Source organism: Kitasatospora sp. NPDC057965 (genome assembly GCF_042887135.1).
GTDB lineage: Bacteria > Actinomycetota > Actinomycetes > Streptomycetales > Streptomycetaceae > Kitasatospora.
Map to the genome: position 1 here is coordinate 17,861 of NZ_JBHVPZ010000045.1, position 24,945 is coordinate 42,805.

The window sequence follows — 24,945 nt, forward strand, 5'->3', positions numbered from 1 at the left end:
GGTGCCCCACGGGCCCCGGGGGTCAGGCGCAGAGGCGGCTCGCGGTCACCGGGGTGAGGCCGGCCCTGCCGAGGCCGTCGAGGATGCCGGGCAGCGCGTCGACCGTGCAGCGGTGGCCCAGGTGCAGGGCGACCACCGAGCCGCCGCGCACCGAACCGAGCACCCGGCGCTGCAGTTCGGCGGCGCTCGGGTCGGCGTAGTCGCGTGGGTCCACGTCGAAGGAGAGCACGTGCTCGTAGCCGACCGCCCTGGCCTGCTCCCGCACCATCGGCGTGGCGTACTGGGCGGCCGAGGGGCGGAACCAGCGCCCGATCGAGCCGGTGAGCCGTTGCAGCCGTTCCGCGCACTCGGCGATCTCGGCGCGGGCCCGGTCGGGGGGCATGGTCGAGATGTTCTGGTGGTTCTGGGTGTGGTTGCCCAGCTCGTGGCCGCCGTCCAGGATCCGGCGGGCCATTCGGGGCTGCTGGTCGAGCCAGCTGCCGACGACCATCACGGTGAGCCCGACGCCGCGCTGTTCGGCGATCTCCAGCAGCGCGGTGGCGAGCGCCGGGTCGCCGCTGCCGTGGAAGGTCAGCGCGACGTTGCGGCCGGTGCGCGGCCCGTACGCGACCTCGACCGGGGTGCCGGGCGCCAGCGGCGGCAGCACCGGCGGGGTGGGCGGCGCGCCGGCGTCGGCGGTGGGCGGGGCGCTCGCGGCGGCCGTGGTCGCGTCGGGTGCCGGCGAGGCCGCTCCCTCGCCGGCGGCCCAGGCCGGGTCGACGGTGCCCGACGGGTCCACCGGGCCCGGACGCGTGGCGAACGTCCCCGGGTCGGCCCGGCGTCGGCCGGTGTCGCCGCAGGCGGTGAGCAGGCCGCCGACGGCGGTGAGGGCGGCCAGTTTGACGGTGGTGCGCAGGACGGTGCGCCGGTCGGCAGTCATCGGCAGCCAGCATAGAGACGGCGTCACCGGGTGGCGACCGCCGGCGCCGTCGGCCCGGAGTCGCTCGCGGACCGTCGTTGACGTGCCCACACGTCGCTGTTCGGATACTGCGGAAACCTGAACTTCCGCTGTTTTGGCGGCGTTTCGTCGGTTACGATCACGGCGCACCGCGCGGTGGGGGCGCCACCGGCCGCCGGCCGGCCGCGGGGCGAGGAGACAGCAACCGTCCGGCAGGGGACACTGCGGACGTCGTGGACACACCAGGGGGCGGCAGATGAGTGAGGACAGGACGGCGGCGCTGGGCGTCACCGGCACCGACTGGGAGTGGGCGCGCGCCGAGGACTGGCAGCCGCCGACCGAACTGGACACCGGGGTCCCGCACACGGCCCGGATGTACGACTACTACCTCGGCGGCAAGGACAACTTCGAGGCCGACCGCACGGCCGCCGAGGCCGCCATCGCCGCCTATCCGGCGCTGCGGCTGCTGGCCCGCACCAACCGCGAATTCCTCGGCCGCGCCGTCGAGTTCGCGGCCGACCGGGGCATCCGGCAGTTCCTCGACATCGGCACCGGCATCCCCGCCGTCGGCTCCACCAGCGAGGTCGCCCGCCGGGTCGCCCCGGACGCCCGGGTCGTCTACGTCGACAACGACCCGATCGTGGCCACCCACGCGCGCGCCCTGCTCGCCGGCCACCCGGCCGGCCACACCTCCGTCATCGAGGCGGACCTGCGCGAGCCCGGGACGATCCTCGCCCACCCGGCCCTGAGCGCGGCCGTGGACCTCGGCGAACCGGTCGCCCTGATGCTGGTCGCCGTGCTGCACTTCATCCGCGACGAGGACGGCGCGGAGCGGATCGTGCGCACCCTGCGCGACGCGCTGGCGCCGGGCAGCGCGCTGATCCTCTCGCACGGCAGCCCCGACTTCGCCTCCCGGGAGAGCGCCGCCGAGGGCACCCGCGTCTACCGCAGCGCCAGCGCCCCGCTGGTGCTGCGCCCGCGCTCGGCCGTCGAGCCCTTCTTCGGCGACTTCGAGTTCGCCGGCCCCGGCCTCGTCCAGCTCCCGCTCTGGCGCCCCGAGGCCGGCCACATCCGCACCGCCGACCTCCCCGACGGCTGGCAGGACGTCTCCGCCTACGCGGGTGTCGCCTTCAAGCGCGGATGACCGCCCCCACCCCGCCGTTGCCCGCGGCCGCGGCCGTCCTGCTGGCGGCCGTCGACGCCCCGCCCCGGCTGACGGCCCATCTCGGCCTGGTGCACGAGGTCGCCGGGACGATCCTCGACTGGTGCGCCGGGTACGGGGTGCCGGTGGACCGGGAGGCCGTGCTGTTCGGCGCGGCCACCCACGACATCGGCAAGGCCGTCCACCGCGAGGAGCTCTCCGTCCCCGGCTCGCTGCACGAGCGGGCCGGGTACGAGCTGCTGCTCACCCACGGCGTGCCGCGGCGCCTCGCCCGCTTCGCCGGCACCCACGGCAGCTGGGGCGAGCCCGGCACCACCGTGGAGGACCTGCTGGTCAGCCTGGCCGACAAGGCGTGGAAGGACAGCCGGGTCCGCGACCTGGAGGACCGGGTGGTCGACCGGCTGGCGCGGGCGGCCGGGCGCGAGTCCTGGGAGGTGTTCCTCGCCCTCGACGACCTGCTCACCGGGATCGGCGCCGACGCCCCGCGGCGGCTCGCCGTCCAGGCCGCCCACCCGGTGGCCTGACCGCGGCGGTGGCGGCGTCGGCGGGCGGTTCGGGGCTCGGGGCCGGTGAGGGGCGCGCGGAAAATCGGGAGACGGGTGCGGCGGGGCGGTGTTAGCTTGCCGGGCATGCGAGCGCTGACCGACCCCGAGATCCGTGCGTCCTTCGTCAACTGTTCCAAGGGCGAGGCCCGGCGGCTCAACCTGCCCCGAGGGCTGGCCGAACTCCCCTGGGACGATCTCGACTTCCTCGGCTGGCGGGACCAGGGCGCGCCCGACCGCGCCTATCTGGTCGCCGAGCACCGCGACGAGCTGGTCGGCGTCACCCTGCGGGTGCCCTCGTTCCGGCGGAGCATGACCAAGACCAACGTCTGTTCGCTGTGCGTCACCGCCCACGCGGGTTCCGGCGTGGCGCTGCTCACCGCCCGCCGGGCGGGGGCGGCGGGGCGGGAGGGCAATACCGTCGGCACCTACATCTGCGCCGACCTCGCCTGCTCGCTGTACGTGCGCGGGCGCAAGAACTCCGCGGCGGTCACCCGCCCCAACGAGTCGCTCCCGCTGGAGGAGCAGATCGCCCGGACGCTGGCCAACCTGGACGCCTTCCTGACCCAGGTCCGCACCGACACCCTGGCCGCCTGAACCCCGGCGACGCACCCCGTCACCGCCGGACCGGTCGGCGACGGGGTGCGTCGCCGACCGGTCCGCGGCGCGATCAGGCCCAGATGGAGAGGCGGGCCGTGTACGGCGGGAAGTCGAGGACGTCGCAGAAGTACGAGACCGCCTGGCCCCGGGCCACGTAGGCCTTGCCCGCGGCGTGGCACGCGTCACCGCTCGGGTACATGCCGACGTAGACGTAACCGGTCGTCTTGGTGGTGGACGCCTGGGCGGCGGGGGCGGCCATCAGACCGCCCGCCGCGAGCAGGCCGGCCAGGGCCATGGTGGAAACCGCCTTGCGCATTGCCATGCCGGTGCTTTCCTTCCTCGGACACGAGCGCCGGACTGCCCGCCCGGCGCTTCGCAGCGAGCCTCCTCCGCCGCCGGCTCCAGGGCAATGGTCGAGACCAATTCGGCAGGAACCTGCCGTGGCCTGTGCGGCTGCCGGGGCAGCTGCTACCGCCGCCGCAGCTCGTCCATCTCCCGGCGGTCGCGCTTGGTCGGCCGCCCGGCGCCCCGGTCGCGCACGCCGGGCGCGGCGACGAACTCGCGCGCCGGGCGCGGCGGGCTGTTGTCCACCAGGCACTCCGCCGCGACCCCCGCGCCGACCCGCTTGCGGATCAGCTTCGTCACCACGACGACCCGCTCCCACCCCTCCACGCGCACCCGGACCTCGTCACCCGGCTTCAGCGCCTGCGCCGGCTTGGCCCGCTCGCCGTTGACCCGCACGTGCCCGGCCTTGCACGCCGCCGCCGCGGCCGACCGCGTCTTGGCCAGCCGCACCGACCAGATCCAGCTGTCCACCCGGACGCTTCCCTCGTCTTCGACCATCCTCCGAGCTTAGGGCCTCTCTTTCGGACCACGCCGGGCGTCAGCGCCGGCCGGGCGCCTCCTGGACGGCCCAGCCGTTGCCGTCCGGATCGCTGAAGAAGACGAACGAGTTCCACATCTCGCCCCGCCCGTCCACCCGGTCCCCGTCCTCGAAGTGCTGCACCGGGCTCACCTCCACGCCCCGCGCCACCAGCTCCGCGTGCGCCCGGTCGATGTCCGGCACCACCAGCTGCAGCCCCTTCAGCGAGCCGGCCGGCGCGTCCGTCAGCCCCGTGCCCACCACGATCGAGCAGCTGGAGCCGGGCGGCGTCAGCTGCACCACCCGCACCCCGTCCCGGATCCGGCTGTCGTGGTCGACGGTGAAACCGACCCGTTCCTCGTAGAAGAGCTTCGCCCGGTCGACGTCCGTCACCGGGACCACCACCACTTCGAGCTTCCAGTCCATGGCCGCGCCCCTTCCGTCGGGCCCTCCCAGTATCGACCGCCGCCCCGGTCCGCGCTCGGGCGCCGGCCGTCCGGCCCGCGGCCCGGTCGGCTAGCCTGGGCGGCGATGAACCACCTCGCCACCACCGCCGCCGCGACCCCCTTCCCGACCCCGTGGGGCGGCCTCGACCTCACCCGCCACCCCGAGGACCCGCGCGAGCGGCTGCGCGCCTGGGACGCCGCCGACGAGTACCTGCTGCGGCACCTGGCCGGCGAGGCCGACTCCGCCGAGGGCCGGCCCACCGCCCTGGCCGGCCGCGCCGTCACCGTCCTCGGCGACCGCTGGGGCGCGCTGACCACCGCGCTCGCCACCGCCCCCGCCGAGCGGGCCCCGGCCCGGATCACCCAGATCAGCGACTCGCACCTCGCCCAGCGCGCCACCGCGGCCAACCTCGTCCGGGCCGGCGCCGGCGAGGGCGCCGCCCGGCTGCTCACCACCCGCGACACCCCGCCCGGGCGGACCGACGTCCTGCTGGTGCGCGTCCCCAAGAGCCTCGCCCTGCTGGAGGACCAGCTGCACCGGCTCGCCCCGGCCCTGCGCCCGGACACGGTGGTCCTCGGCACCGGCATGACCACCGAGATCCACACCTCCACCCTGGAGCTCTTCGAGCGGATCCTCGGCCCCACCCGCACCTCGCTCGCGGTCCGCAAGGCCCGGCTGATCCTCTGCACCCCCGACCGGACGCTCGACCCCGGCCCCAACCCCTGGCCGCACCGCTACGCCCTGCCCGGCGACATCGGTCCCGCCTCGGGCCGCACCGTGGTCAACCACGCCGGCACCTTCTGCGCCGACCGCCTCGACATCGGCACCCGCTTCCTGCTCGCCCACCTGCCCACCGCCGCCCCCGGAGCCCGGGTCGTCGACCTCGGCTGCGGCAACGGCGTGGTCGGCACCGCCGCCGCCCTGGCCGCCCCCGGCGCCGAGCTGGTCTTCGTCGACGAGTCGCACCAGGCGGTCGCCTCCGCCGAGGAGACCTTCCGCGCCAACCTCGGCCCGGACGCCCCCGCCGAGTTCCTCACCGCCGACGCGCTCGCCGACGCGGGCCTGCCGGCCGGCTCGGTGGACCTGGTGCTCAACAACCCGCCGTTCCACTCCCACCAGGCCACCACCGACGCCACCGCCTGGCGGATGTTCACCGGCGCCCGCCGCGCCCTGCGCCCCGGCGGCGAGCTGTGGGTGGTCGGCAACCGCCACCTGGGCTACCACGTCAAGCTGCGCCGGCTGTTCGGCAACTGCCGCACGGTCGCGGGCAATCCGAAGTTCGTGGTGCTCAGGGCCGTCAAGCGCTGAGCGGCGCCGCACCGGTCCGGCCCGAGGGCCGCCCTGCGCATACTCCTTGCATGAATGTTCCGTGCTGCGTATATTCATGCCACGACGAAGGAGGAACGCCATGGCATTGCGAGTCGCCGTCGCCGGCGCGAGCGGGTACGCGGGCGGTGAGGTGCTGCGCCTGCTGCTCGGCCACCCCGAGGTGGAGATCGGGGCGCTGACCGGCGGCTCGAACGCGGGCACCCGGCTGGGGCTGCTCCAGCCGCACCTGCTGCCGCTGGCCGACCGGGTCCTGGAACCGACCACCCCGGAGGTGCTGGCCGACCACGACGTGGTGTTCCTGGCGCTGCCGCACGGCCAGTCCGCCGCCGTCGCCGAGGCGCTCGGCCAGAACGTGCTGGTCGTCGACTGCGGCGCCGACTTCCGGCTGAAGGCCGCCGCCGACTGGGAGCAGTTCTACGGCTCCGCGCACGCGGGAACCTGGCCCTACGGCCTGCCCGAGCTGCCCGGCCACCGCGCCGCGCTCAAGGGCAGCAACCGGATCGCCGTCCCCGGCTGCTACCCGACGGCCGTCTCCCTCGCGCTGTTCCCCGCCTACGCGGCGGGCCTGGCCGAGCCCGAGGCGGTGGTCGTCGCCGCGTCCGGCACCTCCGGCGCCGGCAAGGCCGCCAAGACCCACCTGCTCGGCAGCGAGGTGATGGGCAGCGTCAGCGCCTACGGCGTCGGCGGCGTCCACCGGCACACCCCGGAGATGGCCCAGAACCTCACCCCGTTGGCGGGCGAGCCGGTCACCGTCTCCTTCACGCCCACCCTCGTCCCGATGCCGCGCGGCATCCTCGCCACCTGCTCCGCCAAGGCGAAGCCCGGGGTGGGCACCGAGGAACTGCGCGCCGCCTACGCCGAGGCGTACGCCGACGAGCCGTTCGTCCACCTGCTCCCCGAGGGGCAGTGGCCGCAGACCAGCAGCGTCTACGGCTCCAACGCCGCGCTGGTGCAGGTCGTCCTGGACCCGGCCGCCGGGCGGATCGTGGCGATCAGCGCGATCGACAACCTGGTCAAGGGCACCGCCGGCGGCGCAGTGCAGAGCATGAACATCGCCCTCGGCCTGCCCGAGGAGCTGGGCCTTCCCGTGAACGGAGTCGCACCGTGACCGACCACCAGAACGTCGGCGTCACCGCCGCCCAGGGCTTCCGGGCCGCCGGCGTGACCGCCGGGATCAAGGCCTCCGGCACCCCCGACCTCGCGCTCGTCGTCAACGACGGGCCCTCGCTCGCCGCCGCCGGCGTCTTCACCTCCAACCGGGTCAAGGCAGCCCCCGTGCTCTGGTCCGAGCAGGTGCTCAAGGGCGGCACGGTCTCCGCCGTCGTCCTCAACTCCGGCGGCGCCAACGCCTGCACCGGCCCGCTGGGCTTCCAGGACACCCACGCCACCGCCGAGAAGGTCGCCGAGGAGCTGGAGCTGAACGCCGGCGAGGTCGCCGTCGCCTCCACCGGCCTGATCGGCGTGCGGCTGCCGATGGACATCCTGCTGCCGGGCGTCGGCGCGGCCGCCGCCGCGCTCAGCGCCACCGGCGGCGAGCGGGCCGCGATCGCCATCAAGACCACCGACACCGTGCACAAGACCGCCCAGGTCACCAGCCCGGCCGGCTGGACGGTCGGCGGCATGGCCAAGGGCGCCGGCATGCTCGCCCCGGGCCTGGCCACCATGCTGGTCGTGCTGACCACCGACGCCGAGGCGGACGCGGGCGTCCTGGACGCGGCGCTGCGCGGCGCCACCCGCACCACCTTCGACCGGATCGACTCCGACGGCTGCATGTCGACCAACGACACCGTGCTGCTGCTCGCCTCCGGCGCCAGCGGCACCGTCCCGGAGCGGGCCGAGTTCGACGAGGCCGTGCGCACCGTCTGCGCCGACCTGGCCCGCCAGCTGATCGGCGACGCCGAGGGCGCCAGCAAGGACATCCGGATCGACGTCACCGGCGCCGCCACCGAGCAGGAGGCCGTCGACGTCGCCCGGGTGATCAGCCGCAACAACCTCCTCAAGTGCGCGATCCACGGCGAGGACCCCAACTGGGGCCGGGTGCTGGCCGCGATCGGCACCACCGACGCCGCCTTCGACCCCGACCGCCTGGACGTCGCCATCAACGGGGTCTGGGTCTGCCGGGACGGCAGCGTGGGGGAGGACCGCGACCTGGTCGACATGACCGGCCGCGAGGTCGTCATCACCGCGAACCTCAACGCCGGCGAGGCCGGGGCCAGCCTGTGGACCAACGACCTCACCGCCGACTACGTGCACGAGAACAGCGCCTACTCCACCTGACCGTCGCCAGCAGAGCCGGGGAAGCAGAACAGTGCAGATCGCACCCAAGGGCGAACAGGCCCGCAACAACACCGCGTTGCCCAAGGCCATGACGCTCATCGAGGCCCTGCCGTGGCTGGAGCGCTTCCACGGCAAGACCGTGGTGATCAAGTTCGGCGGCAACGCCATGGTCGACGAGGAGCTCAAGGCGGCCTTCGCCAAGGACGTCGTCTTCCTGCGCTTCGCCGGCCTGCACCCCGTGGTGGTGCACGGCGGCGGCCCGCAGATCAGCGCCCAGCTCGACAAGCTCGGCCTGGAGTCCTCCTTCACCAACGGCCTGCGGGTCACCACCCCCGAGACCATGGACGTGGTCCGGATGGTGCTCGCCGGGCAGGTGCAGCGCGAGCTCGTCGGCCTGCTCAACCAGCACGGCCCGTTCGCGGTCGGCCTGACCGGCGAGGACGCCCACACCATGACCGCCGTCAAGCGGTACGCGGTCGTGGACGGCGAGCAGGTCGACATCGGCCTGGTCGGCGACATCGTCAACATCGAGGCCGGCGCGGTGAAGGGCCTGATCGCCGACGGCCGCATCCCGGTGATCTCCTCGATCGCCCGCGGCGCCGACGGCCACGTCTACAACATCAACGCCGACACTGCCGCCGCCGCCCTCGCGGTCGCGCTCGGTGCCGAGATGCTCGTGATCCTCACCGACGTCGAGGGCCTCTACAAGGACTGGCCGCACTCCGACGACGTGATCAGCCAGCTCGACGCCTCCGAGCTGGAGGAGCTGCTGCCCACCCTGGCCAGCGGCATGCTGCCCAAGATGGAGGGCTGCCTGCGGGCGGTGCGCTCCGGCGTCGGCACCGCCCGCGTGCTGGACGGCCGGGTGCCGCACAGCCTGCTGCTGGAGATCTTCACCGACGAGGGCATCGGCACGATGGTCGTGCCGGACGACGAACCGACCGTGACCGGGGGACTCGCATGACTTCCAACGCCCAGCTCACCGAGCGGTGGCAGCACGCCTTCACCGACAACTACGGCACCCCGCGGATCCCGCTGGTCCGCGGCGAGGGCAGCAAGCTCTGGGACGCCGACGGCAAGGAGTACACCGACCTGCTCGGCGGCATCGCCGTCAACGCCCTCGGCACCGCCCACCCGGCGGTCGTCGAGGCCGTCACCCGGCAGATCGCCACCCTCGGCCACGTCTCCAACCTGTTCATCGCCGAGCCCACCGTCGCCCTCGCCGAGCGGCTGCTGCACCTGGACGGCCGCCCCGGCCGGGTGTTCTTCTGCAACTCCGGCGCGGAGGCCAACGAGGCCGCCTTCAAGATCAGCCGCCGCACCGGCCGCACCCACCTGGTGGCCCTGCAGGGCGGCTTCCACGGCCGCACCATGGGCGCCCTGGCGCTCACCGGCCAGCCCGCCAAGCAGGAACCGTTCCGCCCGCTGCCCGGCGACGTCACGCACGTCCCGTTCGGCGACGTCGAGGCGCTGCGCGCGGCCGTCACCACCGAGACCGCGGCCGTCTTCCTGGAGCCGATCCAGGGCGAGAACGGCGCGATCCCGCTGCCCGACGGCTACCTGGCCGCCGCCCGCGCGATCACCTGCGCCACCGGCACCCTGCTGGTCCTGGACGAGATCCAGACCGGCGTCGGCCGCACCGGTCACTGGTTCGCCCACCAGGCGTTCGAGGGCATCGAGCCGGACGTCGTCACGCTGGCCAAGGCGCTCGGCGGCGGCCTGCCGATGGGCGCGGTGCTGGCCTTCGGCGAGGCGGCCGAGCTGCTCACCCCGGGCCAGCACGGCACCACCTTCGGCGGCAACCCGGTGGCCGCGGCGGCCGGTCTCGCGGTGCTGGACACCATCGCGTCGCAGGGCCTGCTGGAGCACGCCCGCAAGATCGGCGACCGGCTGCGGCACGGCGTCGAGGCGCTCGACGACCCGCTGGTCTCGCACGTGCGCGGGGCCGGGCTGCTGCTGGGCATCGTGCTCACCGAGCCGGTGTCGGCGAAGATCCAGGCGGGCCTGCAGGAGGCCGGGTTCCTGGTCAACGCCGCGGTGCCGGACGCGGTGCGCCTCGCGCCGCCGCTGGTGCTGACCGAGCAGGAGGCGGACGCCTTCCTGGCGGCGCTGCCGGCCGTCCTGCGGGCCGTCCGCGAGGACGCCCCGGACGATGCGAACCGAGCGTAGTCCGGGAGAATAATCACATGACCGTACCCAACTCTGAGCAGTCCGCCACCGGCCCGACGCCGCAGGTCCCGCAGACCCGCACCGCGCGCCACCGGAGGATCGTGGACCTGCTCACCCGCCAGCCCGTGCGCTCGCAGAGCCAGCTCGCCAAGCTGCTCGCCGACGACGGACTCGTGGTCACCCAGGCCACCCTCTCCCGGGACCTGGACGAGCTGGGCGCGGTGAAGATCCGCAACCGGGACGGCGCGCTCATCTACGCCGTCCCGGCCGAGGGCGGCGACCGCACCCCGCGCGCGCCGATGGGGGAGTCCGCCACCGAGGGCCGGATGGCCCGGCTGGCCGGCGAGCTCATGGTCTCCGCCACCGCCTCGGGCAACCTGGTCGTGCTGCGCACGCCGCCCGGCGCGGCGCAGTTCCTGGCCTCGGCGATCGACCAGGCGGAGGTGTTCGAGATCATCGGCACCATCGCCGGCGACGACACCGTCCTGCTGATCAGCCGCGACCCGGCCGGCGGCCAGGCCCTCGCCGACCACCTGATGCAGCTCGCCCAGGCGAAGGCGCAGTAACCCCGCTCCACCCCCTGCCCCACTTCCTGCTCCACCCTCTGTTCCACCCCCGGTGGGCCCGGCTCCGGCCGGGCCCACCGGCGTATCCGGAACCCGCCCGTTGGACCGGGTTTTGAGTTTCATACGGAGTAGTGCATACTTATGCCTATCGCCGTAAGCCTGTTCGCACAGTTGTGAAGGAGAAAGCCGTGACCGAGCGCGTCGTACTCGCCTACTCGGGCGGTCTGGACACGTCCGTCTGCATCGGCTGGATCGCCGAGGAGACGGGCGCGGAGGTCATCGCCGTCGCCGTCGACGTCGGCCAGGGCGGCGAGGACCTGGACGTCATCCGCCAGCGGGCGCTGGACTGCGGTGCCGTCGAGGCCGAGGTCGCCGACGCCCGCGAGGAGTTCGCCGACGAGTACTGCCTGCCGGCCCTCAAGGCCAACGCCCTCTACCAGGGCGAGTACCCCCTGGTGTCGGCCCTCTCGCGGCCCGTCATCGTCAAGCACCTGGTCGCCGCCGCGCAGAAGCACGGCGCCACCACCGTCGCCCACGGGTGCACCGGCAAGGGCAACGACCAGGTCCGCTTCGAGGTCGGCATCAACTCCCTCGCCCCGGGCCTCAAGTGCATCGCCCCGGTCCGCGACTACGCGATGACCCGGGACAAGGCCATCGCCTTCGCCGAGGCCAAGGGCCTGCCGATCGCCACCACCAAGAAGTCCCCGTACTCGATCGACCAGAACGTCTTCGGACGGGCCGTCGAGACCGGCTTCCTGGAGGACATCTGGAACGCCCCGATCGAGGACGTCTACGAGTACACCCAGAACCCGGCCGTCCCGCGCGAGGCCGACGAGGTCGTCATCACCTTCGAGGCCGGCGTCCCGGTCGCGATCGACGGCCGCAAGGTGACCGTCCTGCAGGCCATCGAGGAGCTCAACAAGCGGGCCGGCGCCCAGGGCATCGGCCGCCTCGACATGGTCGAGGACCGGCTGGTCGGCATCAAGTCCCGGGAGATCTACGAGGCCCCCGGCGCGATCGCGCTGATCACCGCCCACCAGGCGCTGGAGAACGTCACCGTCGAGCGCGAGCTCGCCCGCTACAAGCGGCAGGTCGAGCAGCGCTGGGCCGAGCTGGTCTACGACGGCCTGTGGTTCTCCCCGCTCAAGCGGGCCCTCGACGGCTTCGTCAACGAGGCCAACCAGCACGTCTCCGGCGACATCCGGATGGTCCTGCACGGCGGCCGGGCCGTCGTCAACGGCCGCAAGTCCGAGCAGTCGCTCTACGACTTCAACCTCGCCACCTACGACACCGGCGACACCTTCGACCAGTCGATGTCCAAGGGCTTCATCGAGATCTTCGGCCTCTCCTCGAAGATCGCCGCCCGGCGCGACCAGGGCTGATCCGCCCCCGGCCCCGGCCGCGCCCCCCTTCCCGGGGGCCGGCCGGGGCCACCCCCTCCACCTTCCCGCACGTCAGTAAGGAGCCGTCGATGTCCGCCGACCAGCCCGCAACCGGTGGCGACGTCCGCCTCTGGGGCGCCCGCTTCGCCGACGGCCCGTCCGAGGCCCTGGCCAGGCTCTCCGCCTCGGTGCACTTCGACTGGCGCCTCGCCCCCTACGACATCGCCGGCTCCAAGGCCCACGCCCGCGTCCTGCACAAGGCCGGCCTGCTCACCGACGACGAACTCGCCGCCATGCACGACGGGCTCGACCGGCTGCTCGCCGACGTCGAGGCCGGCACCTTCACCGGCACCATCGCCGACGAGGACGTCCACACCGCCCTGGAGCGCGGCCTGCTGGAGCGCCTTGGCCCCGACCTCGGCGGCAAGCTGCGGGCCGGCCGCTCCCGCAACGACCAGATCGCCACCCTCTTCCGGATGTACCTGCGGGACCACGCGAAGACCATCGGCGGCCTGCTGCTCGACCTCCAGCACGCCCTGGTCGGCCTCGCCGAGGCCCACCCGGACACCGCGATGCCGGGCCGCACCCACCTCCAGCACGCCCAGCCCGTGCTCTTCGCCCACCACGTCCTCGCGCACGTGCAGGCCCTCGGCCGCGACGCCGAGCGGCTGCGCCAGTGGGACGCCCGCACCGCCGTCTCCCCCTACGGCTCCGGAGCCCTGGCCGGCTCCTCGCTCGGCCTGGACCCGCAGGCCGTCGCCGCCGACCTCGGCTTCGAGGGCGGCTCGGTCGGCAACTCCATCGACGGCACCGCCTCGCGCGACTTCGTCGCCGAATTCGCCTTCGTCACCGCGATGATCGGGATCAACCTCTCCCGCATCGCGGAGGAGGTGATCATCTGGAACACCAAGGAGTTCGGCTTCATCACGCTGCACGACGCCTTCTCCACCGGCTCGTCGATCATGCCGCAGAAGAAGAACCCCGACATCGCCGAACTCGCCCGCGGCAAGTCCGGCCGGCTCATCGGCAACCTCACCGGCCTGCTCGCCACCCTCAAGGCCCTCCCGCTCGCCTACAACCGCGACCTGCAGGAGGACAAGGAGCCGGTCTTCGACTCCTGCGACACCCTTGAGGTCCTGCTGCCCGCCTTCACCGGCATGATGGCCACCCTCACCGTCCACCGCGAGCGGCTGGAGGAACTCGCCCCGGCCGGCTTCTCCCTCGCCACCGACATCGCCGAATGGCTCGTCAAGCAGGGCGTGCCGTTCCGCGTCGCGCACGAGGTCGCCGGCGCCTGCGTCAAGGAGTGCGAGGCCCACGGCATCGAGCTCGCCGACCTGACGGACGCGCAGTTCGCCGCCATCTCCGCGCACCTCACCCCGGAGGTCCGCACCGTGCTCAGCGTCCACGGCGCCATCGCCTCCCGCAACGGCCGCGGCGGCACCGCCCCCGACGCCGTCGCCGTCCAGCTCACCGAGGTCAAGGCCGACCTCACCGCCCAGCAGGAGTGGGTGACCGGCTGACCACCGGAGGTCCACCCGGAGGAGGGGCGCGGCGGACGAACCGCCGCGCCCCTCCCGCGCGCACGCCACCGGACGGCCGTAACCGGCGGAGCCCCCGCCGGGTCAAGCACGGCATGTGCACCGAGCTCCCGCTCCACCCGTCCGCCGAGGACGAGGTCCTCGCCGGCCTGCGCCGCCGTCTGGTCCGCGAGGCCGTCGCCGCCCTGCCCGGACGCTGCCCGCAACTGGTCGCCGCCCTCGCCGAGGACCCACCGCCGACCTACCGCGAGCTCGCCGACCGCCTCGGCATGCCGCGCGGCTCCATCGGCCCCACCCGCGCCCGCTGCCTCGCCTGCCTGCGCGCCCTGCTGCGCACCGAGCGCCACGCCTGACCCGGCCGGCCGTGACCCCGCCCGCCCGCGCCCCGCCGCCGCGCCGCAGTCACCCCCGCGCCGTCACCCGCCCGGCCGGGCGTGACCCTCGCCACGTCCGCCCCTCCCGTCACCCGCCCGGCGGGGCGTGACCCTCGCCACGTCCGGCGGCCGCGAGGTTGAGCTGAGCTGACACACGGGTAAGGCGCTGGCGAACGCCGCTCTTGACGGTGACGTGCCCGCCCCGATACTGACCGTGGGCGCGTTGCCGCCGACACGGCCCCACCAGGGCCGTGCGGACCGGTACGTTCGTGCGCCACCCCGGTCTGGGCGGATCCCCGGCCGGGACAACACCTCCGGCAGGGAAACCGGTGCGACACCCTCACGACCGCGCGCCGGAACAAGGATGGGGAGGCCCCCGCACATGGGCATGAGCGTCATCATTTCGACCGCCGACACGGACGACGCGGAGCAGATCCTCAAGCTCCAGTACCTCGGCTACCAGAGCGAGGCCGAACTCTACGGGGACTGGGCCATCGAGCCGCTGACCCAGACCCTGGACAGCATGCGCACCGAGCTGACCGAGCAGCACGTCCTGGTCGCCCGCCTCGGCGACGAGGTCGTCGGCACCGTCCGCGGCCATGTCGGCGCCGACGGCGTCGGCCGGATAGGGCGCCTGGTCGTCCACCCCCGCATGCAGCGCCACGGCCTCGGCGGCCGGCTGCTGGAAGCCCTCGAACAGCGGCTCGCCGAGCACGGCGCGGTGACCTCCTACCGGCTCTTCACCGGCCAGCGCAGCCTCGGCAACCTGCGCCTCTACGCCCGCCAGGGCTACCGGCAGACCACCGTCGAACGGGTCAGCGGCCGGCTCACCCTGGTGCACCTGGAGAAGCCCGCCACCGCCGCGCTCGCCGCCACCGCCTGAACCCCGTCCGGACTCCGCCCGGGCCCCCCGACCGTCGCGGTCCTCGTCGGCGCCGCCACCATCCGGACCACGGTGGCGGCGCCGAGCCGCATCACCGCAGCTCAAAGCCAGTGCTGTCCGAATTGCGGACAGCCTTGCCAAATAATTGGGGTTCCCCCGGCCCATCTGTTTTACTGGCTCACATGACTGCGACGACGAAATGGACCCCCACCGGCACACTGCCGGCAGGTGAGCGTGCCATGTGCCGTCGAATGTGTCACCGCTGAGGGCCACCGCCCCCGGCACCCGTTGAGAGTGCCAATCCTCGCGCCCCGAAGCGAGAACCCCGCGCCGCTCCCGTCCGTGTGAGCGCGCCCGCTCCCGCCGCACCCCTCTCCGCACCCGTCACCCCCCACCCGTTCGCCCGCCCGCGGACACGGTGAACCGCCAGGGCCGCGCCGTCGCGCGGTCCGGCCGCCCGACGGCCGCGACCGGGGGACGGCGGATCGCACCCCCCAGGCGTGACGCCGTCGCGCGTCGCCGACCGCACCCCCCGGTGCGGCGGCCGCCCGCCGCCCGCCCCCGACTTACGGAAGCAGTTGTGATCACCACCACGGACCTCACCAAGGTCTACCGATCCCGCGGCCGCGAGGTGACCGCCCTCGCCGGCGTCGACCTCCACGTCCGCCCCGGCGAGGTCTACGGAGTCGTCGGCACCAGCGGCGCCGGCAAGTCCACCCTCATCCGCTGCGTGAACATGCTGGAGCGCCCCACCTCCGGCACCGTCACCGTGGACGGCGTCGAACTCACCGCCCTCTCCGGCGGCGAGAACCGGGCCGGCAAGGAGCTGCGCGAGGCCCGCCGCCGGATCGGCATGGTCTTCCAGCACTTCAACCTGCTCTCCTCCCGCACCGTCCAGCAGAACGTCGAACTCCCGCTGGAGATCATCGGCCTGGACCGCACCGAGCGCCGCCGCAAGGCCGCCGAGCTCCTCGACCTCGTCGGCCTCGCCGACAAGGCCCGCAGCTACCCCGGCCAGCTCTCCGGCGGCCAGAAGCAGCGCGTCGGCATCGCCCGCGCCCTCGCCGGCGACCCCAAGGTGCTGCTCTCCGACGAGGCCACCTCGGCGCTCGACCCCGAGACCACCCGCTCCATCCTCAAGCTGCTGCGCGACCTCAACCAGCAGCTCGGCCTCACCGTGCTGCTCATCACCCACGAGATGGACGTCATCAAGTCCGTCTGCGACTCCGCCGCTCTGATGCGCGGCGGCCGGGTCGTCGAGTCCGGCGCCCTCACCGACCTGCTCGCCCGGCCCGACTCCGAGCTCGCCCGCGAACTCTTCCCGCTCGGCGAGTTCGGCACCGGCCACCCCGGAGCCACCGTGCTGGAGATCACCTTCCAGGGCGACACCTCCGCCCAGCCCTTCGTCTCCCAGCTCGCCCGCACCTACCAGATCGACATCAACATCCTCGGCGCCGCGGTCGAGACCATCGCCGGACGCATGGTCGGCCGGATGCGGGTCGAACTGCCCGGCAGCCACCAGGACAACGTGGTGCCCATCGGCTTCCTGCGCGAGCAGGGCCTGCAGGTCGACGTCCTCGACGCCGCCCGCACCGCGAGCACGAAGGGAACGGCGGCATGACCTGGGACCAGATGCAGGAACTGATGGGGCCCGCCACCTGGGAGACCCTCCAGATGGTCGGCGCCGCCACCATCGGCACCGTCCTGTTCGGACTGCCGCTCGGCGTGCTGCTGGTGCTCACCGACAAGGGCGGCCTGCTGCAGAACCGGCCCGTCAACAAGGTGCTCGGCGCCGCCGTCAACGTCGCCCGCTCGGTGCCGTTCATCATCCTGATGATCGCCCTGATCTCCTTCACCCGCTGGCTGGTCGGCACCTCCATCGGCTGGCAGGCCGCGACCGTGCCGCTCACCATCGGCGCGATCCCCTTCTTCGCCCGCCTCGTCGAGACCTCCGTGCGCGAGGTCGACCGCGGCCTGGTCGAGGCCGTCCAGGCGATGGGCGGCTCCACCTGGACCATCGTCCGCAAGACGCTGATCCCCGAAGCCCTGCCCGGCCTGGTCGCCTCCGTCACCACCACGGTCATCACCCTGGTCAGCTACTCCGCGATGGCCGGCGCGGTCGGCGGCGGCGGACTCGGCACGCTCGCCATCAACTACGGCTACTTCCGCTTCGAGACCGCCTTCATGTGGATCATCGTCGCCGAACTGGTGATCATCGTCACCGTCGTGCAGCTGATCGGCGACCAGGCCGTCCGCTCCCTCGCCCACCGCGGCCGCACCGGCGGACGGACCCGCCTGCTGCGCCCCCGCGTCCCCGCCGCCCGGACCGCCGCCGACGAGAACGAGCTCGTCGCCCCCTAGACCTCCCGGCGTCCGAACCCGGACCCGGCTCCCCGGTACCACGCAGAAAGGCACTTTTCGTGCGCAACGTTCTGAAGTTCACCAGCGTCCTCGCCACCGCCGGCATCGCCCTCTCCCTCGCGGCCTGCGGCAGCAACGGCGACTCGAAGTCCTCCTCGGACCCGAACGCGCCGCTCACCGTCGCCGCCACCCCCACCCCGCACGGCCAGATCCTCAAGTACGTCAAGGACAACCTCGCGGAGAAGGCCGGCCTCAAGCTCACCATCAAGGAGGTCACCGACTACGTGACCCCCAACACCGCGGTGCAGGACGGCTCGGCCGACGCCAACTACTTCCAGCACGTGCCGTACCTGGAGGACTTCAACAAGAAGCACGGCACCCAGATCGTCTCCGTCGAGACGGTCCACCTGGAGCCGCTCGGCCTCTACTCCAAGAAGGCCAAGGCCATCGGCGACATCAAGGACGGCGCCACCGTCGGCCTGCCCAACGACGCCACCAACGAGGGCCGCGCGCTCAAGCTCCTCGCCGACAACAACCTCATCACCCTCAAGGACGGCGTCGGCACCGCCGCCACCCCCGCCGACGTCACCGGCAACCCGAAGAACCTCAAGTGGAAGGAGCTGGAGGCCGCCCAGCTGCCCCGCTCCATCGACGACCTCGACGCCGCCGTCATCAACGGCAACTTCGCCCTCGACGCCGGCCTCAAGCCCACCAGCGACTCGCTCATCCTGGAGAAGGCCGCGGGCAACCCCTACGCCAACATCCTCGCGGTCAAGCAGGGCAAGGAGAACGACCCCCGGGTCAAGAAGCTCGCCGAGCTGCTGCACTCGCCCGAGGTGAAGAAGTACATCGACGACACCTTCAAGGGCGCCGTCATCCCGGCGTTCTGATCCACGCCGACCGCGCCACCGACCCGTCCCGCCGGACACCACCGGGCCCCCGCCGCAAGCAGGCGGGGGCCCGGTCGGGCAGTATGCACCAGTGACGGTCCGACAGACCCACTTCTGACGTACCGTCGTCCGGTCCGTGCACCGCGTGACAACCCGGCACCGGCGAGGCGTACGGTGTGTCCACGACCCGGCGAGGAGAGACGGCATGGCAGCGAGCTTCCCCGAGACCGCCATCAGCACCGAGAGGCTGCTGCTGCGCCCGCTTGCGGAGGACGACGCCCCCGGACTGGCCGCCATGATGGCCGACGAACTCGTCCTGGCCTGGACCGACCAGCCGCACCCCTGCACCGAGGCCCACGCCGTCGAGCTGGCCCGCACCCTCGCCCCCGCCCACCGTGCCGCCGGCCGCGGCATCGTGCTCGCCGTCACCGAGCACCTCACCCAGCGCCTGGTCGGCCTCGTCGAACTCCGCAACACCGACTGGCGGCTGCGCTCCACCGAGATCTCCTTCATCACCGCAGCCTGGGCCCGCGGCGAGGGCTACGCCCCCGAGGCCGTCCTCGGCGTCGCCCAGTGGCTCTTCGAGGACCGCGGCTTCCTGCGCCTGGAACTGCGCACCGCCGCCGGCAACACCGCCGCCCAGCAGGTCGCCCAGAAGATCGGCGGCATCAGCGAGGGCGTGCTGCGCAGCGCCTGGATAGTGCGCGGAGAGGTGAGCGAGGTCGGCTCCGGGGCGCCCGCCGGTCAGCGGGCCGGGGGAGAGAGCCGCAGCGACCTCATCCTGTGGAGCCTGCTGCCCGAGGACCTCGAAGCGCCCGAGGCCCCGGCCCCCGCCTGGGCCGGGGGCGACCGCTACGTCCTGCGCGACTGAACCGTCCCCGCCCGGCCCCGGCCGTCCGGTCCCCGCCTGTCCGTGCCCGCCTGCCCGTCCGGGACCCGTCCGGTCTGCTCCGTCCGCCGCGCCCGTCGTGCACAGGTGTGCGAGATGTCCACGCCGAGGGGATCGCACCCGGTAGCCTCTGACCGGCGCCGCACACAGGCGCCGCCTGTCGGCGCACGGATGGCGAGGGAGACGGCCGCAGATGGCTGACCGGATCACGGTCATCGGGTGGGACGGAACACCGCTGACCGAGGCCGCCGCCGCGGCCCTCGCCGCGGCCACCCTGGTGGCCGGCGCCCCCTACCAGCTCAAGGCCCTCCCGGTGCCGTCCGGCGCCGAACGCCTCGCCCTCGGCAGCATCCAGCTCGCCGCCCGCCGGATCGCCGAACACCGCGGCGCCGCCGTCGTCATCGCCGAGGGCGACCCCGGCTTCTTCGGCGTCGTCCGCACCCTGCGCCGCCCCGAGTACGGCCTCGAACTCGAAGTCCTGCCCGCCGTCTCCTCCGTCGCCGCCGCCTTCGCCCGCGCCGGCATGCCCTGGGAGGACGCCCAGGTCGTCAGCGCCCACGGCGGCCGGCTGCGCCGCGCCGCCAACGTCTGCCGCGCCCACCCCAAGGTCGCCGTCCTCAGCGCCCCCGGCGCCGGACCCAGCGAACTCGCCCTGATGCTCCGCGGCGTCCATCGCACCTTCGTCGTCTGCGAGGCCCTCGGCACCCCCGACGAGGACGTCACCGTCCTCACCTCCGACCGCGTCGCCGACCACATCTGGCGCGACCCCAGCGTCGTCCTGGTGATCGGCGGCAGCAGCGCCGGCGGCCCCGGCGGCGGACCGCAGAGCGGCGCCGCCGGCGAAGCGGCCGGCTGGATCGCCGGACGCCCCGTCGGCTACCCCGGCCCCGACCGCGGCTGGGCCCTGCCGACCGACACCTACACCGGCACCGGGCGCACGCCGGGCGCCACCGACACGCTCCCGGCGCACGTCCGCGCGCTCGTGCTCGCCCGCCTCGGCGCGCGCCCCGGCGATCTCGTCTGGTCCGTCGGTGCCGGCAGCGGCGCGCTCGCCGTCGAGGCCGCCCGCTTCGGCGCCGCCGTCGTCGCCGTCGAGGCCGACGCCGCCGCCTGCGCCCGCCTCGCCGTCAACGCCCGCCGCTACGGCGTCGAGGTCGAGACCGTCCACGGCCACGGCCCCGACGTCCTCGGCGAACTCCCCGAACCCGACGCCGCCGTCGTCGAGAACGGCGGACCGCAAGCCGTGCGCGCCGTCCTCTCCCGCCGCCCCGAACGCGTCGTCGCCGTCGCCCGCACCCTCGCCGAGGCCGAGGAGGTCCGCCGCGCCATCGCCGAGGCCGGCTACCGCGCCGACGGCGCGCTGCTCCAGTCCGCGCCCCTCCTCGCGCCCTCCGGCACCCCCGGCGACGGCGGCCACGGATTGCGCCTCGGCGTGGGTGACCCCGGCACCTTCCTGCTCTGGGGTGAGCAGAAAGCGTGAAGGCCCGGTGCCGCCCGCCCCGGCCGGACGGTGATCCAGGTCGCATCCGGACACCGATTCGAGAGGCGGCCCCGCCGGGCCGGTAGTGTGGCGTCCGGGACGGCTGCGGCCTCCGCCGGCCCGCCCGATCCGGCCTGTTCGTCGCCAATCCGACGCGGTACGGACCGGTACGGCTCGAAGTGTGGGCAATTCGACGGGCCGCCCGCCGGACCTGGAGAATGCCGTAGGGTCCGGTGCGGTCGTGCCGGTTGCCCCGGCTTGTCGTTGTTTCAGATGACGCGCCATCCCCCGCGGGTGGTGCGCGGGCCGGGGTGCCGCAGCGCGCCGGAAGGACTTCGGCCGCAGCGCCTCGGCGCGGCGGCCGTGTGTGGTTGAGGGGCGGGCCGGTGCAGGCCCGACCCGTGCGGATGGGCGCTGCGGTCGTTGATCGCGTCGCCGAGGGCGCGGCAGCGGCCTGGAAGGAGCTTTGACATGACCGATGGCGGCCACGTCCCGAACGAGGGACTGCCGGAGCACCTGCTCGCCGGGCCCGACCCGCTCGGCGGCCCCGAGGGCGCCGCGGCCGTCGCACCCGGACAGGGTGTCGCGACGGACGGCACCGGCCTGCCCGGCACCCTCCCGCCGCACGGCGTCCCCGCCCAGGGCACCCCGCTCGGCGCGCCCGGCGTCCCTGGTGCCCCTGGTATTCCCGCCGGCGTCGGCGTCGGCGACGGCTGGACCGTCGACCCGGGCGCCCAGCGCCCCGCCTTCCACTTCGTCGACCAGCCCGACGGCCTCGACGACGAGGACGACGTCCTGCTGATGCCCGGCCCGCAGGGCTCCTGGGGCGAGCCGGCCGCCGACCAGCAGACCCCGCCCGGCACCCCCGTCGAGCCGTCCTGGCCCCCGCTGGACCCGCCCGTGCTCGGCGCCGCCCACGGTGCCGCGCACGCCCAGGCCCCGCAGGTCCCGCCGCACGCCCAGCCCGCGCCCGGCGCCCAGACCGTCCCCGTCCAGGGCCAGGGCCCCGACGCGATGACGGCCGCTCAGCCGCCGCGCCGCCCGCTGCACGCCGGCCCGCCGATCCCGGACCCCTCCCTGATGACCGGCCAGGTCCCGGTCCGCTCGCTCGCCGACCGCGGCCCGTCGACCGGCGCCACGCCCGCCCACGGCATCCCGGTCGTGCCGGCCGGCCTCCAGCCGGAGCCGCAGGCGGTCCCGGTGGCCCCCGCGCCCGGCGTGCCCGCCGCGGTTGCCGCCCCCGGTGCGCCCGTGGCCCAGCCGGTGCCGGCCGCCCAGCCGGTCGAGACCGCCGCCCAGCCGGCCGCCGCGCCCGTCGAGGCTCCGGTTCCCGTGGCGGAGGCCGTCGCCGCGTCCGCCGAGCCGGTCGAGAACGCCGAGGCCGTCGCCGTGCCCGCCGCGCCCACCGAGGCCGCGGTGCCCGTCGAGGCCGTCGCGCAGCCCGTCGCCCCCGCCGGGGTGCCGGAGACCGCCGAGCCGGCCGCCGCCCACGCCGCCCACGCCGTCCCCGTCGCACCGGTCGCCCACGCCGAGCCGGTGGCCGTGCCCGCCGCCGAGGCCCCGGCCGAGGCGGTCGTGGAGCAGTCCGAGCAGCCGGTCGAGGTCGTCGCCGAGCCGGTGCCGGGGGAGACCTCCGCCGCCCCGGCCGGCCCGCCGCGCCGGATCTCCGCCTTCCTCGCCGCGCCGACCCCGCACGGTCTGCCGCAGGTCGAGGCCGTCGCGCAGCCCGCCCCGGCCGCCGCGCCCGTCGCCGTGCCGGAGACGGAGCAGTCCGCCCCCATAGCGCCCGCCGCCGAGGCCCCGGCCGAGCCCGTCGTCGAGGTCCAGGCCGAGCAGGCCGCCCAGGCCGAGCCCGCCGTGCCCGCCCAGGCCGAGCAGCCCGTGGCCGAGCCGGCCGAGCCCGCCGCCGAGCCGGCCGAGTCGGTGGCCCCGGTCGCCGAACAGGCCGTCACCGAGCAGCCCGCCGTCGAAGCCCCGGCCGAGCCCGTCGTCGAGCCCGTCACCGAGGCGGTTGCCGAGACCGCCGCCGGAACCGGCGAGATGCCCTCGGGCCGGCCCGTCCCCGTCGCCGTCCCGGTCGCCGAGGCCCCCGCCGAGGAGCAGCCCGTCCCCGAGGCCCCGGTCGCCGCCGAGCAGCCCGTCGTCGAGCAGCCCGGCGTCGAGCCGACCCCCGCGGAGCAGCCCGCCGAGGCCCCGGTCCCCGCCGAGGCCGCGCCGGCGACCGAGGCGCCCGCCGAAGCCGAGGCCGGAGCCGACGCCGAAGCCACCGCGCCGACCGCCACCGCCGAAGCGGCCGAGGCCGCCACGCAGAGCGCCGAGCCCGCTGCCGCAGCCACCGAGGCCGCCGAGGCAACCGAGGTCGAGACCGGAGCCGGGTCCGAAGCCGAGTCCGCGCCCGCGCCCGACTCCGAGGACGCCGAAGCCGCCGCCGAGCCCGCCGAACCGCGCGGCCCGGCCGCCCCCGGCTACGACGACGCCGGCCGCGAGGCCGTCCACCAGGTCATCCGCGAGCGCCGCGACGTCCGCAACGGCTTCCGCCCCGACCCGATCCCGCACGAGGTGCTGATCCGCGTCCTGGAGGCCGCCCACACCGCCCCCAGCGTCGGCTACTCGCAGCCCTGGGACTTCGTGGTCATCCGCTCCGCCAAGACCCGCCGCAAGATGCACGAACTGGCCGAGCGTCAGCGCGAGGCGTACGCGGACACGCTCCCCAAGGGCCGCGCGAAGCAGTTCAAGGAAATCAAGATCGAGGCGATCCTCGAAACGCCCGTCAACATCGTGGTCACCGCCGACCGCACCCGCGGCGGCCGGCACACCCTGGGCCGCCACACCCAGCCGCAGATGGCCCCGTACTCGTCCGCCCTCGCGGTCGAGAACCTCTGGCTGGCCGCCCGGGCCGAGGGCCTCGGCGTCGGCTGGGTGAGCTTCTTCGACGAGGAGGAGCTGGTCCGCGAGCTCGGCCTGCCCGAGCACCTGGAGGTCGTCGCCTACCTGTGCGTCGGCTTCGTCGACGCCTTCCCGGACGAGCCCGAGCTCCAGCAGCAGGGCTGGGCGAAGAAGCGCCCGCTGTCCTGGGTCGTCCACGAGGAGCAGTACGGCAACCGCGCCCTGCCGGGCGAGGAGCCGCACAACGCGCTCTCCGAGACCCTGCGCGGCATCCGCCCGCTGGACGCCAAAGCGCTCGGCGAGGCCTGGGACCGTCAGAAGCGGATGACCAAGCCGGCCGGCTCGCTCGGCATGCTGGAGATCATCTCCGCCCAGCTGAGCGGTCTGTCCCGCAAGTGCCCGCCGCCGATCCCGGAGCCCGCCTGCGTCGCGGTCTTCGCCGCCGACCACGGCGTGCACGCCCAGGGCGTCAGCCCCTGGCCGCAGGAGGTCACCGCCCAGATGGTCGGCAACTTCCTCGCCGGGGGAGCGGTGGTCAACGCCTTCGCCAAGCAGATCGGCACCGAGGTCTGCGTGGTCGACGTCGGCGTGGCCGCCGAACTGCCGGACGCGATCCAGCAGGGCCGCACCACCGGTCTGCTGCCGCGCAAGGTCAAGCCCGGCACCGACGACATGACGCAGGGCCCGGCGATGACCCGCGAGGAGGCCCTCAAGGCCCTGGAGGTCGGCATCGAGACCGCCCGCGACCTCGTCGCGGCCGGTAACAAGGCCCTGATCACCGGTGACATGGGCATCGCCAACACCACCGCCTCCGCGGCCCTGATCTCGGTGTTCACCGGCCTGGACCCGGCCGAGGTCACCGGCCGCGGCACCGGCATCGACGACGAGACGCACGCCCGCAAGGTCGAGGTCGTCCGGGCCGCCCTGGCCCTGCACCAGCCCGACCCGGCCGACCCGATCGGCGTCCTCGCCGCCGTCGGCGGGCTGGAGCACGCGGCCCTCGCGGGCTTCCTGCTCGGCGCGGCCAGCCTGCGCACCCCGGTCATCCTGGACGGCGTGATCGCCGGCTCGGCCGCGCTCGTCGCCAAGGCGATCGCCCCCGAGGTGCTGGCCGCCTGCATCGCCGGTCACCGCTCGGCCGAGCCCGGCCACCAGGCCGCGCTCGCCAAGCTCGGCCTGCGCCCGCTGATCGACCTCGACCTGCGGCTCGGCGAGGGCACCGGCGCCCTGCTGGCCCTCCCGCTGGTGCAGAGCGCGGCCCGTGCGATGCACGATGTAGCCACCTTCGACTCCGCCGGGGTCACCGAGAAGGCCTGACGCTCGTCCGAACCGCTCCGCACACCGGCCCGAGGGCGCGCCGGTGCGCGG

The 24,945-nt window shown here is 74.4% G+C and carries 23 protein-coding genes; 19 read left to right on the plus strand and 4 right to left on the minus strand.

Annotation, left to right across the window (positions count from 1 at the left end; genetic code table 11):
- Window positions 1-22: 22 nt before the first annotated feature.
- A complete protein-coding gene (locus ACFVVU_RS36355) occupies window positions 23-919 on the minus strand; it encodes a polysaccharide deacetylase family protein (protein WP_380686324.1) in 897 nt (298 codons plus the stop codon).
- A gap of 274 nt (window positions 920-1,193) precedes the next feature.
- Here ACFVVU_RS36355 and ACFVVU_RS36360 point away from each other — a divergent pair, with 274 nt between their 5' ends.
- The 3 genes from ACFVVU_RS36360 to ACFVVU_RS36370 all read left to right on the plus strand — a co-directional run bounded on the left by ACFVVU_RS36360 (window position 1,194) and on the right by ACFVVU_RS36370 (window position 3,238).
- On the plus strand, window positions 1,194-2,081 hold the full coding sequence (locus ACFVVU_RS36360; protein ID WP_387794119.1) for an SAM-dependent methyltransferase: 888 nt from the start codon (window positions 1,194-1,196) through the stop codon (window positions 2,079-2,081).
- Window positions 2,078-2,623, plus strand: coding sequence for an HD domain-containing protein (locus ACFVVU_RS36365; protein ID WP_387794120.1), 546 nt, complete (start codon window positions 2,078-2,080; stop codon window positions 2,621-2,623). Before ACFVVU_RS36360 ends, ACFVVU_RS36365 begins: the two co-directional genes overlap by 4 nt.
- Window positions 2,624-2,728: 105 nt before the next feature.
- The gene (locus ACFVVU_RS36370) at window positions 2,729-3,238 is read left to right on the plus strand and encodes an FBP domain-containing protein (protein ID WP_380686318.1); all 510 of its coding nucleotides are present in this window, start codon (window positions 2,729-2,731) and stop codon (window positions 3,236-3,238) included.
- 73 nt (window positions 3,239-3,311) lie between these two features.
- Here ACFVVU_RS36370 and ACFVVU_RS36375 read toward each other — a convergent pair whose 3' ends face one another.
- From ACFVVU_RS36375 to ACFVVU_RS36385, 3 genes are all read right to left on the minus strand, one after another.
- The gene (locus tag ACFVVU_RS36375) at window positions 3,312-3,563 is read right to left on the minus strand and encodes a hypothetical protein (RefSeq protein ID WP_380686025.1); all 252 of its coding nucleotides are present in this window, start codon (window positions 3,561-3,563) and stop codon (window positions 3,312-3,314) included.
- A 146-nt stretch (window positions 3,564-3,709) separates the two neighbouring features.
- On the minus strand, window positions 3,710-4,084 hold the full coding sequence (locus ACFVVU_RS36380; RefSeq protein ID WP_387794121.1) for an RNA-binding S4 domain-containing protein: 375 nt from the start codon (window positions 4,082-4,084) through the stop codon (window positions 3,710-3,712).
- Window positions 4,085-4,124: 40 nt separating this feature from the next.
- Complete coding sequence (locus ACFVVU_RS36385) at window positions 4,125-4,529, minus strand: VOC family protein (RefSeq protein ID WP_380686021.1); 405 nt, start codon at window positions 4,527-4,529, stop codon at window positions 4,125-4,127.
- 105 nt (window positions 4,530-4,634) lie between these two features.
- Between ACFVVU_RS36385 and ACFVVU_RS36390 the strand changes: the two genes are divergently transcribed.
- From ACFVVU_RS36390 to cobT, 16 genes are all read left to right on the plus strand, one after another.
- Window positions 4,635-5,858 carry a methyltransferase gene (locus tag ACFVVU_RS36390; protein ID WP_387794122.1) on the plus strand — a complete coding sequence of 408 codons (1,224 nt, stop codon included), beginning with the start codon at window positions 4,635-4,637 and terminating at the stop codon, window positions 5,856-5,858.
- Window positions 5,859-5,958: 100 nt separating this feature from the next.
- On the plus strand, window positions 5,959-6,987 hold the full coding sequence (gene argC / locus ACFVVU_RS36395) for an N-acetyl-gamma-glutamyl-phosphate reductase (RefSeq protein ID WP_380686017.1): 1,029 nt from the start codon (window positions 5,959-5,961) through the stop codon (window positions 6,985-6,987).
- Entirely contained in the window at window positions 6,984-8,156 is a 1,173-nt protein-coding gene (gene argJ / locus ACFVVU_RS36400; protein WP_380686015.1) for a bifunctional glutamate N-acetyltransferase/amino-acid acetyltransferase ArgJ, read from the plus strand. The genes argC and argJ overlap by 4 nt, the downstream gene beginning before the upstream one ends.
- Before the next feature lie 88 nt (window positions 8,157-8,244).
- The gene (argB, locus tag ACFVVU_RS36405) at window positions 8,245-9,120 is read left to right on the plus strand and encodes an acetylglutamate kinase (protein WP_380686027.1); all 876 of its coding nucleotides are present in this window, start codon (window positions 8,245-8,247) and stop codon (window positions 9,118-9,120) included.
- Window positions 9,117-10,325, plus strand: a complete 1,209-nt coding sequence (locus ACFVVU_RS36410) for an acetylornithine transaminase (RefSeq protein WP_387794123.1) — start codon at window positions 9,117-9,119, stop codon at window positions 10,323-10,325. The genes argB and ACFVVU_RS36410 overlap by 4 nt, the downstream gene beginning before the upstream one ends.
- A gap of 17 nt (window positions 10,326-10,342) precedes the next feature.
- Window positions 10,343-10,891, plus strand: a complete 549-nt coding sequence (locus ACFVVU_RS36415) for an arginine repressor (RefSeq protein WP_380686011.1) — start codon at window positions 10,343-10,345, stop codon at window positions 10,889-10,891.
- A gap of 188 nt (window positions 10,892-11,079) precedes the next feature.
- Complete coding sequence (locus ACFVVU_RS36420) at window positions 11,080-12,273, plus strand: argininosuccinate synthase (protein ID WP_355370819.1); 1,194 nt, start codon at window positions 11,080-11,082, stop codon at window positions 12,271-12,273.
- 89 nt (window positions 12,274-12,362) lie between these two features.
- Complete coding sequence (gene argH, locus ACFVVU_RS36425) at window positions 12,363-13,796, plus strand: argininosuccinate lyase (RefSeq protein ID WP_380690288.1); 1,434 nt, start codon at window positions 12,363-12,365, stop codon at window positions 13,794-13,796.
- 113 nt (window positions 13,797-13,909) lie between these two features.
- Entirely contained in the window at window positions 13,910-14,167 is a 258-nt protein-coding gene (locus ACFVVU_RS36430; RefSeq protein ID WP_380715456.1) for a hypothetical protein, read from the plus strand.
- Window positions 14,168-14,570: 403 nt separating this feature from the next.
- Window positions 14,571-15,071: a GNAT family N-acetyltransferase gene (locus ACFVVU_RS36435; RefSeq protein ID WP_380688940.1), complete on the plus strand. Its 501-nt coding sequence runs from the start codon at window positions 14,571-14,573 to the stop codon at window positions 15,069-15,071.
- Between the two features lie 580 nt (window positions 15,072-15,651).
- Window positions 15,652-16,692 carry a methionine ABC transporter ATP-binding protein gene (locus tag ACFVVU_RS36440; RefSeq protein WP_380688942.1) on the plus strand — a complete coding sequence of 347 codons (1,041 nt, stop codon included), beginning with the start codon at window positions 15,652-15,654 and terminating at the stop codon, window positions 16,690-16,692.
- A complete protein-coding gene (locus ACFVVU_RS36445; protein WP_380688944.1) occupies window positions 16,689-17,432 on the plus strand; it encodes a methionine ABC transporter permease in 744 nt (247 codons plus the stop codon). The genes ACFVVU_RS36440 and ACFVVU_RS36445 overlap by 4 nt, the downstream gene beginning before the upstream one ends.
- A gap of 59 nt (window positions 17,433-17,491) precedes the next feature.
- Complete coding sequence (locus tag ACFVVU_RS36450) at window positions 17,492-18,322, plus strand: MetQ/NlpA family ABC transporter substrate-binding protein (protein ID WP_387794124.1); 831 nt, start codon at window positions 17,492-17,494, stop codon at window positions 18,320-18,322.
- A 205-nt stretch (window positions 18,323-18,527) separates the two neighbouring features.
- Window positions 18,528-19,193 (plus strand): GNAT family N-acetyltransferase, encoded by a 666-nt coding sequence (locus ACFVVU_RS36455; protein ID WP_380684308.1) that lies wholly within the window; start codon window positions 18,528-18,530, stop codon window positions 19,191-19,193.
- 211 nt (window positions 19,194-19,404) lie between these two features.
- Entirely contained in the window at window positions 19,405-20,691 is a 1,287-nt protein-coding gene (cbiE, locus tag ACFVVU_RS36460; RefSeq protein ID WP_380684309.1) for a precorrin-6y C5,15-methyltransferase (decarboxylating) subunit CbiE, read from the plus strand.
- Between the two features lie 471 nt (window positions 20,692-21,162).
- Complete coding sequence (gene cobT / locus ACFVVU_RS36465; protein ID WP_387794125.1) at window positions 21,163-24,894, plus strand: nicotinate-nucleotide--dimethylbenzimidazole phosphoribosyltransferase; 3,732 nt, start codon at window positions 21,163-21,165, stop codon at window positions 24,892-24,894.
- Window positions 24,895-24,945 lie beyond the last annotated feature (51 nt).

What these genes read in the sequence shown, in the direction of transcription:
- ACFVVU_RS36355 (WP_380686324.1), bottom strand. Translation starts at nt 919, where the DNA reads ATGACTGCCGACCGGCGCACCGTCCTGCGCACCACCGTCAAACTGGCC.
- ACFVVU_RS36360 (WP_387794119.1), top strand. Translation starts at nt 1,194, where the DNA reads ATGAGTGAGGACAGGACGGCGGCGCTGGGCGTCACCGGCACCGACTGG.
- ACFVVU_RS36365 (WP_387794120.1), top strand. Translation starts at nt 2,078, where the DNA reads ATGACCGCCCCCACCCCGCCGTTGCCCGCGGCCGCGGCCGTCCTGCTG.
- ACFVVU_RS36370 (WP_380686318.1), top strand. Translation starts at nt 2,729, where the DNA reads ATGCGAGCGCTGACCGACCCCGAGATCCGTGCGTCCTTCGTCAACTGT.
- ACFVVU_RS36375 (WP_380686025.1), bottom strand. Translation starts at nt 3,563, where the DNA reads ATGGCAATGCGCAAGGCGGTTTCCACCATGGCCCTGGCCGGCCTGCTC.
- ACFVVU_RS36380 (WP_387794121.1), bottom strand. Translation starts at nt 4,084, where the DNA reads ATGGTCGAAGACGAGGGAAGCGTCCGGGTGGACAGCTGGATCTGGTCG.
- ACFVVU_RS36385 (WP_380686021.1), bottom strand. Translation starts at nt 4,529, where the DNA reads ATGGACTGGAAGCTCGAAGTGGTGGTGGTCCCGGTGACGGACGTCGAC.
- ACFVVU_RS36390 (WP_387794122.1), top strand. Translation starts at nt 4,635, where the DNA reads ATGAACCACCTCGCCACCACCGCCGCCGCGACCCCCTTCCCGACCCCG.
- argC (WP_380686017.1), top strand. Translation starts at nt 5,959, where the DNA reads ATGGCATTGCGAGTCGCCGTCGCCGGCGCGAGCGGGTACGCGGGCGGT.
- argB (WP_380686027.1), top strand. Translation starts at nt 8,245, where the DNA reads ATGACGCTCATCGAGGCCCTGCCGTGGCTGGAGCGCTTCCACGGCAAG.
- ACFVVU_RS36410 (WP_387794123.1), top strand. Translation starts at nt 9,117, where the DNA reads ATGACTTCCAACGCCCAGCTCACCGAGCGGTGGCAGCACGCCTTCACC.
- ACFVVU_RS36415 (WP_380686011.1), top strand. Translation starts at nt 10,343, where the DNA reads ATGACCGTACCCAACTCTGAGCAGTCCGCCACCGGCCCGACGCCGCAG.
- argH (WP_380690288.1), top strand. Translation starts at nt 12,363, where the DNA reads ATGTCCGCCGACCAGCCCGCAACCGGTGGCGACGTCCGCCTCTGGGGC.
- ACFVVU_RS36430 (WP_380715456.1), top strand. Translation starts at nt 13,910, where the DNA reads ATGTGCACCGAGCTCCCGCTCCACCCGTCCGCCGAGGACGAGGTCCTC.
- ACFVVU_RS36435 (WP_380688940.1), top strand. Translation starts at nt 14,571, where the DNA reads ATGGGCATGAGCGTCATCATTTCGACCGCCGACACGGACGACGCGGAG.
- ACFVVU_RS36445 (WP_380688944.1), top strand. Translation starts at nt 16,689, where the DNA reads ATGACCTGGGACCAGATGCAGGAACTGATGGGGCCCGCCACCTGGGAG.
- ACFVVU_RS36455 (WP_380684308.1), top strand. Translation starts at nt 18,528, where the DNA reads ATGGCAGCGAGCTTCCCCGAGACCGCCATCAGCACCGAGAGGCTGCTG.
- cbiE (WP_380684309.1), top strand. Translation starts at nt 19,405, where the DNA reads ATGGCTGACCGGATCACGGTCATCGGGTGGGACGGAACACCGCTGACC.
- cobT (WP_387794125.1), top strand. Translation starts at nt 21,163, where the DNA reads ATGACCGATGGCGGCCACGTCCCGAACGAGGGACTGCCGGAGCACCTG.